Source organism: Comamonas sp. SCN 65-56, from assembly GCF_001724135.1.
Classification (GTDB): domain Bacteria; phylum Pseudomonadota; class Gammaproteobacteria; order Burkholderiales; family Burkholderiaceae_C; genus Comamonas_C.
Map to the genome: position 1 here is coordinate 98,080 of NZ_MEDS01000002.1, position 11,532 is coordinate 109,611.

The following is an 11,532-nucleotide window of genomic DNA, read 5'->3' on the forward strand; positions in this document are numbered from 1 at the left end:
CCAAAACCTTGAACCCGCGTCGCACAGCCGTTCCGTTTTGAGTTCGGATTAGTGGGTGTGTCCGTCGTGACCAGTACCAGTAAGTGACGGTGCTTGTCTGTCGCACCTTTGGAGTGCATAAGCCCCAGCCCGGAGAATGCCGGGAGGGGAGCATGAATTGAACGAGAAGCAAACGAGAGCGAAGTACACGCTGGAGTTCAAGCAGGAGGCAGTGCGGCAGGTCAAGGCCGGGCGTGCTGCGTCGGCCGTGGCCACGACGCTGGGCATGCCCAAGGCGAGCCTGACGAACTGGGTGCGGGCCGATGCGAAGGGCCAGTTGGAGGTGAGGTCCGAAGGCAAGGCCACAACACTGACGGTCACGCCCGAGCAGGCGGAGATTGCGCGGTTGCGCGCGTAGCTTGTCGGAGACCGTCTTGCTCACCAGCCATAGCGCGTCCTCGGTGAGCCAGCCATCGGAGGCCTCGGGCTGGTTCAGCTTCAACTCTTCCTTGAGTAGGTAGCGCAGCCCATCAAGCAGCTTGCGTTGCAGCGCATGCTTGGGCGCGGCCGTGGCGCGGGCCGGATCACCACCCAGTTCCTGGGCGACCGAAGCGCGGTCGGCCTGCACGACAAGTTCGCCCAGTATCCCGGCGTGTTCGTACTGGCCGGCCAGTACGTACAGCAGCGGCCCCCATAGGGCGGGATAGCCACTGAGCCAGTCCAGGAGATGGGCATCTAGCAGTTGGTGGTAGAGCAGTCCCGTCGCGGCACTGTGTAGTCGGTACTCGCGATCGTCACGGTAGCGGAATCGGTACGGCTGGTGCAGTGGACCATGCCACGGGTGCCAGGTGCTGCCGTCGACCAGCTTGACGTGCAGATCGACGGCGATCTTGCCGATGTCGTGCAGCAGAGCGGCATAGGCGACAGCGGCGGTCCAGGCCTCGGACTGCACCGCTTGATCTTCGGGGCTGGCGCCGATGGGCAGCAGATGGGACTGCCGCAGCTTTAGGCTGTAGGCGACGATCTCCAGGCCGTGGTCCAGCATGCCGCCCGGGTAGGCATGGTGGTGGCTCTCCGACGCGGGGAATTGCTGGACCAGTTCGGCGTAGCGCTCCAGGGGCGCGCGGTACAAGGTGGTGAATTGCGTGCGCGACAGCGACGTGCGCTGCCAGATGTGTTCCAGCAGCTTCTGTCGGCGTGGCGTCGCCAGCAGAGATGCGGCCGGTTCTGGTCGCAGCAGCCCTTTCGGGGGATTGGTGACGGGGGTTGGCGGTGGAGCGGCGGCGACCGAGGCCCGTTTTCGCTGGAACAGTGAGAGCATGTATGTCCTCTGTTGGCGGGCCGACCGGGAGGCCTTTTTGCCTTTTCGAGGTAGAGCCTTTCCTCTTGCGCCCCATTCCCTTGTCCTTTCGGCCCTTTGGCCCTTTGGCCTTTAACCATTTGGGTATAGGGTGCGGCGCATCGATCGTCCATCGTCAATGTGGGGTGCAGGCGGTCGGATTGATGCGTGAAGGCGGGCTGTTCCCACCCTACGATGGGCCGATTCTTGGACCCGGGAGGACGCCATGAGGCCCCACATTGACAACGTAAGGAATTTTCCTTACGATTCAGACATCGTAATCAGGAGAGTCGCCATGCCTGCCATCCACGAAATCGCCACGCTCACCTCCAAAGGCCAGATCACGCTGCCCAAGCCCATCCGTCAGGCGCTCGGTGTCGATGTCGGCGGCAAGCTCGCGTTCGACCTGCGGGGCAGCGAAGTCTTCCTCAGCCTGCTGGCGCGCGACATTGAAGCGGGTCGGAACATCCAGGGCCTGCCCGAGGATCTGGCTCGCGCCATGCTGGAGCATGCAGGTCACGATGTGAACCTGGGTGAGGAGATCGACGGGGCAGTGGAACTCTGATGCAACGGCATGGCTGGGCGCTGCTGTTTCACGACTGCGTGATCGAGCAGTTGCAGAAGCTGCATGCGGCCGCACGACGAGCGCAGGAGAACGACCCGAAGGGATTCGAGTCCAACGCCAACGTCAAGCTCTTTCGGGCCTTGAGCCAGTTGATGATGGATGTGGTGCCCGGTGATCCCGCACGCGACGAATACCGCCAGGGCAACACCCTGGGGCCTGCCCACCGCCACTGGCGAAGGGCCAAGATCGGGAGGCGGTTCCGGTTGTTCTTCCGGTACGACTCCAAGGCGAAAGTCATCGTCTACGCCTGGGTCAACGATGAGCAAACTCTGCGGTCTTCCGGGAGTAAGTCAGACCCCTATGCCGTGTTCGAGAAAATGCTCGGGCGCGGAAATCCGCCAGACGATTGGAACGCACTGGTGCGGGCAAGCAAGCAGAACTGGAGCAAACTGGAATAGCTATCCCCATGTAGCAGGAGACGACCATGAGCACGACGACAACACGCATCAGCACCGCGGAACGGCTTGGCCGTAGCTTCGGCCGTGGATGGCGTGCCTATGCGCGCGGTGAGCGCCGAGTGCCGAGATGGCTGGTCTCCAAGGGCATGCCGGTGGCTGGTGCTACCGCGCTGCTATGGATAGTCAAGCTGGCTGCGCTGGGACTGCTGCTCTACGTCGCCTTCTGGTTCGCAGTCGTGTTGCTGGGGGTGGCGGCGGCGGGGTGGGCAATGGATCAGCAACATCCCGCTGAATATGACTACGAGTTGCAGTACCCGACCATCGAGGAATTGCGGGCTGCACCAGGCTACGATCCCAACCTACACAACGATACATCCCACGAGATGTACCAAGACGACTGATACCGAAGGTGCATTGATTACCTGAGCTTGCCGCCTGAGATGGTTCCAGCTCCTTTACCTCCCGCGCTGCCTGCATCTTTTGTTGCAGTGGCGAAGGTATTGGCGATCGCGCCAGCACGGACGCCCACCCAGGTGAGCGCACCGATCCAGAACGTAGGAAGTACCAGGAACATCGTCGCCATCACGAAATTGAGCAGCATGTCTCCAAAGGCATTGTTCAACCCCATTACAGGGTCGAAGTTTGAGTGCGGGCGGTTCCACCCGAAGCCCCAACCATAAAGCGCATCGAGGATGGTGCTGTCGATCCAGCGTGCGAGTTGGAACCAGAAATCGACGAAGAACAAGGAAAACTGAACGACGCTGATTGTGATGACTGCCTTCAGCTCGTAGGTCCCGATGACCAACACCAATGGAATGCAGATGACTAAGGCCATCTTGAGCAGTGATAGGGCCATTGGAAGGGCTTGACGCACCACGTCCATAGCCGGGAAAAAGCCCATCGATCCCATCGCCATGCCTACGTCGCCGGCCGCGCGCGTGATGACGTTCGGCAAGGTCTTGTCGATCTGGCCCCCGTAGTCCGTATAGACGCTACCCTGGTTCAACTTCTGTTGCCTCGGCGACGCGATGGTGCGGATCACGGAGTCGTCCACCTCGGCGCGGCTCAGGAACCCGGCCCAGCCCGCCAGCCGCGTGAGCAGGCTCGGGTCCACTTGGCCCAGCAGTCGTGCGCGCAGGCCGTTGCTACCGTCGGCCCACCATTGCCTGCAGGTCGGATAGCCACCGCCGCTGGATATCTGAGCCAGCCCAGCATCACGGTTGCTGTCATAAGGCCAGTCATCGCGCGGCGTGCTCGACCGATAGTTGTCGTAGAAGCCGGCTGTGTCCGTGAAGAAGCGTGAGCCGATCCAGGTGACATCATGCATCTGCGCCTCGTCGAGTTGCGGGCGCTGCATGAACAGCTTGGCGCGTGCCGGTCCGTAGCAGTCGTGCGTGAAATCAGCGACCTCCTGAGCCAGCACGGGGTCGTCGATGCGCGTGGCGTCGATCTCCATCCTCATCTGCCGTAAATCAGTGCCGCAAGGGATCGCCGCCACGGAAGCACCCGTGACCGCACGCGAGAGCGCGTGCATGAAGGCCCACCACACCGGCAGCTTGGCGCTTTGGTTGTTGAGCGTCGAGAAGGACTGCGACCAGCCTGTGTCGGTCGGCTGCGGCACGCTGACCTGGCACTGCGCCGAGCGTGAGCTGTCGTACCGGATGGTGTTCAGATCGACGTCGATGAAAGGGATGCCGGCGAACATCACCACCACGATGGCGACGAACACCCGGTTCTCGATGCGCGCAGCCGACAGCACGCCCTTGTTGCCTTCGTCCGCGCCTTCGGAGCGGGCCTTGAGCCATTCCTGCACGATGATCGCGACGAAAGGCAGCGCAAACACCCCGCTGGACACCAGCACGGCCCAGATCCCGTTATGGACGATCCAGGACACGAGGGTGAGGTAGTACTCCAGGTAGTCGGTCGTCAAAAGCGTCATGGCCTGAATCTCCCCTCAGCCCTGCATCAGCAGACTGGCTTCCAGCACCATGATGGCGACGACACCGGCGATCTCGCTGCGCACCAGGCGGCGCCGCGCCTGCCTGTCTGCGCCGTTCTGGTCCTCGCGCGCGAGCAGCCGGCGGCGCATCCAGATCCATCCGGAGGCCGTCGCGCCGTACAGGCACAGCCGCCACACCAGGAAGTAGCCCGCGGTTGCGGTCAGCCACTGCTCCCAGCCGGCAACGCTGCCGACGAGATAGATGCCGACGACGTTGGCCCCCACGGCAGCCGCGACAAGCACCACCGTCCACAGCAACGCCTTCGCCGCACGCCGGCTGAACAGCCAGCGTGGGTGCAGCCAGGTCGCACGCATCGGGCTCACGGCCGGCCTCCCGGGTTGCCCCTCTGCAACTGGTCGAGGCGGTCGGGCACCGGATCGCCCTCATAGATACCGCGCGAGCCGGCGGCGCGGGTGCCGTGGCGCTGGATGATGGCCATCGGCGAGTTGTTGGCCAGCTCGCGGCGCAGCTCCAGTTCGGTCTTGAGGTTGCGGACCTCCTGATCGAGCGTGTTGCTCTCGTGGTTCACCGCCTCGACGGCCAACTGGTTGGCTGCCACGTTGGGCTCCTTCTTGCCGGTCAGCAGGGTCCGCTGGAGCAACAGGGCCTTCTCCAGCACCGAGGACAGCGCCACTTCCGATGCCAGGCGCCGTGCCAGCAGATCCTGGTCCGGCTCGTCGCGCAGGGCTTCGATCACGCCGCGCGTGATGGGCAGCGAGCTGCTGCCGGCCGTGCGCAGGTTCTCGAACGTCGTGTTGCGCGTCCCCGAGATCAGCGCCTGCAAGGTTTCCAGCTTCGCCTCGTACTCCTCCTGGATCAGCGGCGTCAGTCCGACGCCGGGCACAGTCTCGGTCTTGGTGCAGGAGTCGCACGTGCGCTGCACCTGTTCCCCGAGAACCCGCGTCGCCCATTCGATCGCCTGCTGCGGCGAGGTCCAGGTCTGGCACGACAGGCTCGCGCAACTGGCTGCTGAGATGGACGACGTGTCGGTCACGCCGCGGCCGTTGACGAGGTTGTAACCCGCGCGGGTAACGTCGCCGACCACCCGGACGGCAGGTTGGCCCGCGCCGCCGGCATTGCTGCCGCCCACCCAGGGCACGCCGTCGTTGCCGCGGCGCGTTTCGGCCTGCTCGATGGCCGACACGGCGTCCGTGCTCGCAACCGCATCACGCAGCGCCATGCCTTCGGCCATCTGGCTCCAGCCCAACTGGCCGCCAGCCGTGTCGGCCATCTTCTCGGCCATGGCGCGACACGTCAGCTTCGAGCGGTCGAAGTCCAGCCGCGCCTGCAGCACGCCATTGGTCAGCAAGTTGTACAGGCCCGGATCGGCGCGCTGGATGATCAGCGCAGGCAGGGATGCCACGGCGCTCGTGGCGCTCTGGATCACGTTGCCCATGATCTGCTGAAATCCATTCGTGATGCCGTTGAGCTGATTGCGCAGCGTGGTCTGAATGCTCATGTCGCCGCAGATCAGGTTGCTGTTCCAGCCCACGCCGACCCCGATCGAGCGCATGCCGGCCGCACGGCCCATGGAGACCGCGCTGCCGCCGCCGATCGAGTACATGACGTCATCGCCGATGACGGGGCCGCTGGCCTGGAAACCGACAGGCTGCGCCAACGCCAGGCCGCAGCACAGGGCGAGCGCACCAGCCAGCAGGCGGCGCACCTTGGTGGAGAGGTTCGTCAGTTCAGGACGCTTCATCGCCGTCCCCTCATTGGAAATCGACGCTGCCGAGGAACACTTGGCCCCGGCGTTCGCAGCAGGCATAGGGCCGCCAGAGCGCCCAGGCGTAATCACCTTGCTGGGCCTGCGTCAGGGTGCCGCTGCGCGGGAAGACCGTGCAGGACGAGGACAGGACGGGTGTGAGTTCCTGCCACTTGCCCGTCGAGGCGTCGCCTTCGACCAGTTCGCCAGCCGGCCAGTAGCCGGGCCGCGAGTTCGCGAGCAGCGGCTGGTACACGTGCAACTGCCCGCGGCGCGTGACGACATCGCCCGCACGCTGGGCCACCACGGCACCGGCCTTGTGGTCGTCCGTCTGGTGCAGGAAACCGCCGCGTGGATAGACATTGCCCCAGAGGTTCAAGGTCGAGCGCGCGCCGATCTCGCGCATGCCCGGGACCAGCGCTTCCGGGTAGGCCATCTCGGGCACGTTGTAGCGCCAGGCCAGTGTGTCCAGGGTGCTGAGCAGATACGGCATGAAGGCCGTGCCTGCGCCTTCGCAGAAGTAACCCGACGACGAAGCGAACTCACTGATCACCTGTCCGCCCGGATGGCCGATGACGTCCGCGTTCTTGAATTTGGCGAGATTGTTTTCGTGATCTTCGTTGGTCGTGCCGTCGCCCCCAGCCTCGGCGGAAGCGTTCGGCGGACTCATCGAGCGCACCTCCGTCCACGGGTTCTCTCCAGTGTTGCTGTAGCTGGAGACGACCGCATCGGGCACGTAATGGCGCACCTTGACGGACGTGCGCACCGTGCAGCCTGTCCAGGTGCAGTAGAGCCAGTAGCAGATGCCCACCACCCGGTACTCCAGGCAGTCCGGCGACATGACGGACGAGACGATGGTGGCGGTGTTCAAGGCGTAGCTGCCCGTCGCGCTGGCCAGCAGCAACGAGGCCACGGCGACGCGCAAGCGGCGGGGAAGGTCGAATGGACGATGCATCACGGGTGCTCCTTGCGGTATCGGGCGATGCGTGCCAGCGCCTGGTCCAGGTTGGCCTCGCCATAGACCACGTAGCGTTGGTCCACCACGACCGCCGGGAGGGTTGTGATGCCAAGGCTCCAGGCATCGGCGACGCCCTGATAGGCAGTTTGCAGACGGCGTTGAAGGGACGGACCTCCTGCCTTCAGGCGACGGCGCAGGATGGACTCGGCCTGTTGCAGATCATTGGGCAAGCCCGCCGCCAGTTCCGCCTCGATGCGTCGGGCTGCATCCAGCTCGATCACGCGCGTGGGTGAGTGCGTACCCTGCAGCGGCGCTCCGGACTCGGTGATGGCCCAGATTTCCTGGGCGACGGAAGCGCCCGACCACAGTAGAGTCGCCGCGAAGACCAACGCGGGTCTGGACGTACGTGGATGCGTGGACGCGAAGGGGAGCATGGCGGGGTTCCAAAAGATGGATGACCCCGGTAGTCCAAATCAAAGCGCTGTTGCAGGCCATGAACAATGCGCAGCGCGGCGTGCCCCTATTGGTCCTGGTGACAACACATGCGGCTTGACCGCAGAGCTGCTGCAGGCGCTGTTGGAAGGAAAGGCGCAGTTTGCGATCGGATATAAACCGAGGACCGCAACCTTCAAACCATACCTTCGATATGAATCGCGTCCAACTCGTTGAAATCCTCGCTGCCAAGAACGACCTGTCCAAGGCTGCTGCCAATGCGGTTCTCGAGACCTTGATCGACACCGTTCAGACGGCCGTGAAGAAAGGCGACGCCGTTCAACTCGTTGGCTTTGGCACCTTCAAGTCCGCCAAGCGCGCGGCGCGCAGCGGCAAGAACCCGTCCACCGGAGCCGCCCTGAAGATCCCGGCTGCGACCGTGCCGAAATTCGTTGCGGGCGCCAAGTTCAAAGCCGTAGTCGATCCTAAGGCCGCCAAGCGCAAGGCCGAGAAGGCTGGCAAGTAAGCCCGCCATGGATACTCCGATTGATCTCCACCCAATCCACCGGCGACGGTGCTATCGACCATGACTGCGTTCTCTGAATCGTTCCGATCGGAAGTTGCGCGCATTGCGCGCAAAGAGAACAAGGGGGAGATGAGCTCCCTGCGCAAGACGGCAACGAACCAGCGCGCAGAGATCGCGACGCTCAAGCGCGACCTCAAGGACTTGGCAGGGCAGGTGCGCAGCTTGGCCAAGGCATTGCAAAAATCCCTGACAGCGGCCGAGCGCCAACAACCCCGGCGGCAGTCCCCGGATTCGTCCGCAGGGACGCCGGCGGCTGCGAACCGAAGAGGCCGCGCGTTCGTCTTCAGCCATGAGGCGCTGGTCGCCAAGCGGCAGGCGTTTCACATGACCCAGAAAGAGATGGCGCAGCTGCTCGGCGTGTCGTCGCTGAGCGTCTACAAATGGGAAACCGGTCGGGTCACGCCTCGCGAGGCGCAACTCGTGCGCGTGCGCGAAGTGCTCCAGATGGGCGTGCGCGAAGCCCGCAGGCAGATTCCGGAGTGAAGGCCGCGGATCGCCTTCCGACAGGTTGGCTATCGCGGCATGTCGCCATCGCCGTCGGCGTGGGCTGGTGGGTCCACGGAATCCGTGGGCTTGGCTTCGCCGGGATCGCGGGTGACGAGCATGTCGATCGCCGACAGCAGTGAATCGCCCGGCACCGGGCCAGGCAGCACCAGGCTCCTGCCGCTCGTGCGATCGACCAGTCGCAGCGAAGGCGTCGCCGTGATGCCCGACGCAGTGGCTTCCCCTGCCTGTGCCTGCACGGCCCGCGCGGAATGCTCGCTGCGCATGCACGCCTTCAGATCCTCGGACATGCCGGGAAACGCCTCCAGGTCCGCCACGCCCTGGCCGTTGCCGCGCGTGTTGGCATAGACCCACTGGACCGCCGTCCAGAACGCCTCGTGTCCTGTGGCCTGGCCGGCGCATTCGACCAGGCGCGCCTCCTGGCTCGCGGCGGGTTCATGGATGGACAGCGGCATGTGGTGCCACTGCAGGCTCACGTCCCGGTGTGCATTGATCCACTGCCGAAGCTGCGGTGCGTACGCCTTGCAGTACGGGCATTCCAGATCGGCGTAGAAGATGATGTTGAAACGCGCCTCCGGACTGCCCAACCGCCAGGGAGGATCGGCCTCCTGCGTGATGCTGGCCTGGGGCGAAGGCTGCGGTGCGGGCTCGCCGGGCGCCCTGAACATGAGCCAGATCAGCGGCGCCGCGACCAGCCCGGCGATCAGGGCCCAATGCCAGCGATGCCAGCGATGCCACCGGCGCGGGCGCCTGCGGAAGGCTTGCACCTGGACTGGAATGGAAGGACGTTTCTGCTTCATGGCACGCTCCGGCGATCACTGCGGCAGGTCCAGCGCTGGCGATTCGATGCCGCGCGCCTGGTCGATCTTCTCGGCCACCTTGAACGCTGCTTCCAGTTCGCTGATGCCGTACTGCTGCATGAGCTGGTAGCGCTCGGCCTTCTCTTCGGGTTCGGTTTGCGCGAGCGCGAGATAGAGGCTCGGCGGCACGGCGCGGAACAGCACTTCCATGCTCTTGGAAAGGATGACGCCCTCGGTGAACTTGCCGGCCTCCTTCCTGGAGGAGAGCATCAGCGCTTTCTGTGCGGGCGAGAGTTCGCGGAAGCGCGCGATCTTCTCCACCTCGTCCGGCGGCATCGACAGGCACACCCACCACTCGATCATGTTGAGCATGGGTTCTGCGGCGCGGGGCAGGTCGTCGATGTTCTGCGTCGCGAGCCAGAACCACGCGCCGAGCTTGCGCCACATCTTCGTGATCTTCACGACGTAGGGCGCGAGCAGCGGGTTCTTGGTGATGATGTGCCCCTCATCGGTGACGTTGATGATCGGGCGGCCCAGGTACTGATCGCGCTCGGCAATGTTGTTCACCGTGCTGATCAGACTGATGTAGGCGATGGAGAGCTGCGCGTTGTAGCCTTCGCGCGCATAGGTCGCGAGATCCACCAGGGTGATGTCGGCCTCGGGCCAAGGCGTCCCGTCGCGGTCGAACATCTCGCCGTCCGTACCTTGGCAGAACATGTCCATCGCATCCGCCATTTCCAGCAGCCGCACGCGCCGCATCTCGGGCAGCGTGCTGTCGTTGCCCCGCGCGCGCAGCGCATCGCGCACGTCGCGCGTGAGCACCGTGCGCTTCTCAGCACTCTCGCCGTGGCAGCGCTCGGCAGCATCCAGAATGCACTGGCGGATCAGCGAGCGATCGGCCCGGGTCATTCGGGCTTCTTCCTTGTCTTCGCCACCCGTGATCATCAGCCGCGCGGTGATCTCCAACTCGCCCAGCACATCGCGCTGCTCGTCCGCTTCCATGGCCGAGGCATCGGGGGGCAGGTCTTCGTCCAGCGCATCGGCATCGAGCGTCTGCACGTCGCTGGGCGTTTCGATCAGCCGGCGTGCATCGGCGAATGGTGCCAGGGTCACGCCCGAGCCGGGTGCCAGCTTCACGCGGTTGACCGTCAGACCCAGGCGCCTGGCGAAGTCACTGAACAAGCCGAAACTGTTGCCAGCCTCCACGATGAAGAGACGCGGCCGGTAGATGGCCGTGACCTGGTTCAGCAGATTGTTGAGCGTGGCGCTCTTGCCGGAGCCGGTCGGGCCGAAGAGGAACAGATGGGCGTTCATCTGCCGGTCCAGGCGGTTGAGCGGGTCGAAGGTGATCGGACCGCCGCCGCGGTTGAACATCGTGATGCCGGGGTGCCCCGTGCCCTGGGCGCGGCCCCACACCGGCGACAGGTTCGCCGCGTGCTGCGCGAACATCAGTTGCGTGTACCACTTCTTGCGATCCTGGCCGGGGTTGTAGCAGCACGGCAGCCAGCGCAGGTAGCTGTTGAGCGGTGCCACCTCGTCGTCCTCGCGCACGGGCTGCAGGCCGGCGTTGAGCATCACATTCGCCAGATCCAGTCCGCGCCGGTCCAGCTCTGCTTCGTCGCGTCCGCGCAAATAGAACGCCAGCGTTCCCCGGTAGAGCTTGTGCGCGCTGCCGATGAGGGAGCGGGCCTCGTGCACGTCCTTGAGCGTCTGCTCCGACGCCAACGTCTCGCCGACGGCCTTTCTCGCCAGGTGGTTGAGGTCCGATTCGAGGACATCCTGCGGTGTGGCGACCATCGTCAGACACATCAGGGTGTCTTCAGGCATCTGGTCGAACAGCGTGTTGATGGCATCCCCTTTGCGGATCTCGCCGGTTAGGTGCCCCGTGCCGGGCGGCATGCGCAGTCGATCGGTGATCAGCACGCGGTGCGGCATGCCGTCGAAATACCAGGTGCCATGCGCCACGTCGGAGCGCGGCTGGCCAAAGAACAGCCGCTGGCTGAAATCTCGCCCGCTCACCAATTCAATCTCGCCGTCTTCGGTCTCGTCTGGATAGCGCGCCAGCGCATAGAAGCGCTCCCGGTCCTCGGCCCTAGGCCCGAGCAGTGTGGGGCGCGGGTTGAACCACCGCAGCAGCCAGTCGTGGACGTCGGCCGCGACCATGCGCCGGGCCTGGATGCCGGCGTTCGCCAGGCCGCCGCACAGG

Annotated in this window: 12 protein-coding genes and 2 pseudogenes; 6 read left to right on the forward strand and 8 right to left on the reverse strand. The window is 64.6% G+C overall.

All coding sequences use genetic code 11. The annotated features are described in order from the left end of the window. Window positions 1–157 precede the first annotated feature (157 nt). Window positions 158–394, forward strand: a pseudogene (locus tag ABS45_RS01885) (transposase); the annotation flags it as partial. Here ABS45_RS01885 and mobH read toward each other — a convergent pair. Continuing rightward, window positions 389–1,300, reverse strand: a pseudogene (mobH, locus tag ABS45_RS01890) (MobH family relaxase); the annotation flags it as partial. The pseudogenes ABS45_RS01885 and mobH sit on opposite strands and share 6 nt — an antisense overlap. Before the next feature lie 313 nt (window positions 1,301–1,613). On the opposite strand from mobH, the gene ABS45_RS01895 reads away from it, so the two are divergent. Genes ABS45_RS01895 through ABS45_RS01905 form a run of 3 tightly spaced genes read left to right on the forward strand, consistent with a single transcriptional unit; the run spans window position 1,614 to window position 2,742 of the window. Next, complete coding sequence (locus tag ABS45_RS01895; RefSeq protein WP_291552378.1) at window positions 1,614–1,883, forward strand: AbrB/MazE/SpoVT family DNA-binding domain-containing protein; 270 nt, start codon at window positions 1,614–1,616, stop codon at window positions 1,881–1,883. After that, the gene (locus ABS45_RS01900; protein ID WP_060853395.1) at window positions 1,883–2,341 is read left to right on the forward strand and encodes a type II toxin-antitoxin system YhaV family toxin; all 459 of its coding nucleotides are present in this window, start codon (window positions 1,883–1,885) and stop codon (window positions 2,339–2,341) included. The genes ABS45_RS01895 and ABS45_RS01900 overlap by 1 nt, the downstream gene beginning before the upstream one ends. Before the next feature lie 26 nt (window positions 2,342–2,367). Beyond that, window positions 2,368–2,742, forward strand: a complete 375-nt coding sequence (locus tag ABS45_RS01905; RefSeq protein ID WP_060853396.1) for a DUF3742 family protein — start codon at window positions 2,368–2,370, stop codon at window positions 2,740–2,742. A gap of 17 nt (window positions 2,743–2,759) precedes the next feature. Here the strand turns inward: ABS45_RS01905 and ABS45_RS01910 are convergent, their stop codons facing one another. Genes ABS45_RS01910 through ABS45_RS01930 form a run of 5 tightly spaced genes read right to left on the reverse strand, consistent with a single transcriptional unit; the run spans window position 2,760 to window position 7,438 of the window. Beyond that, complete coding sequence (locus tag ABS45_RS01910; RefSeq protein WP_066116405.1) at window positions 2,760–4,280, reverse strand: conjugal transfer protein TraG N-terminal domain-containing protein; 1,521 nt, start codon at window positions 4,278–4,280, stop codon at window positions 2,760–2,762. A 15-nt stretch (window positions 4,281–4,295) separates the two neighbouring features. Continuing rightward, window positions 4,296–4,655, reverse strand: a complete 360-nt coding sequence (locus ABS45_RS01915) for a hypothetical protein (RefSeq protein ID WP_060853558.1) — start codon at window positions 4,653–4,655, stop codon at window positions 4,296–4,298. 5 nt (window positions 4,656–4,660) lie between these two features. Beyond that, window positions 4,661–6,043, reverse strand: coding sequence for an integrating conjugative element protein (locus ABS45_RS01920; RefSeq protein WP_060853398.1), 1,383 nt, complete (start codon window positions 6,041–6,043; stop codon window positions 4,661–4,663). A gap of 10 nt (window positions 6,044–6,053) precedes the next feature. After that, window positions 6,054–7,001 (reverse strand): TIGR03756 family integrating conjugative element protein, encoded by a 948-nt coding sequence (locus tag ABS45_RS01925; protein WP_060853399.1) that lies wholly within the window; start codon window positions 6,999–7,001, stop codon window positions 6,054–6,056. Next, complete coding sequence (locus ABS45_RS01930) at window positions 7,001–7,438, reverse strand: TIGR03757 family integrating conjugative element protein (RefSeq protein WP_060853400.1); 438 nt, start codon at window positions 7,436–7,438, stop codon at window positions 7,001–7,003. The genes ABS45_RS01925 and ABS45_RS01930 overlap by 1 nt, the downstream gene beginning before the upstream one ends. 212 nt (window positions 7,439–7,650) lie before the next feature. Here ABS45_RS01930 and ABS45_RS01935 point away from each other — a divergent pair, with 212 nt between their 5' ends. Both ABS45_RS01935 and ABS45_RS01940 read left to right on the forward strand, forming a co-directional pair. Next, window positions 7,651–7,962, forward strand: coding sequence for an HU family DNA-binding protein (locus tag ABS45_RS01935; protein WP_060853401.1), 312 nt, complete (start codon window positions 7,651–7,653; stop codon window positions 7,960–7,962). A 60-nt stretch (window positions 7,963–8,022) separates the two neighbouring features. After that, on the forward strand, window positions 8,023–8,505 hold the full coding sequence (locus ABS45_RS01940; protein ID WP_060853402.1) for a helix-turn-helix transcriptional regulator: 483 nt from the start codon (window positions 8,023–8,025) through the stop codon (window positions 8,503–8,505). A 29-nt stretch (window positions 8,506–8,534) separates the two neighbouring features. Here the strand turns inward: ABS45_RS01940 and ABS45_RS01945 are convergent, their stop codons facing one another. Continuing rightward, window positions 8,535–9,326 (reverse strand): thioredoxin domain-containing protein, encoded by a 792-nt coding sequence (locus ABS45_RS01945; RefSeq protein WP_060853403.1) that lies wholly within the window; start codon window positions 9,324–9,326, stop codon window positions 8,535–8,537. Window positions 9,327–9,341: 15 nt separating this feature from the next. Then, the coding region (locus tag ABS45_RS01950; protein WP_291552387.1) for a conjugative transfer ATPase at window positions 9,342–11,532 on the reverse strand (2,191 nt) is incomplete at its 5' end.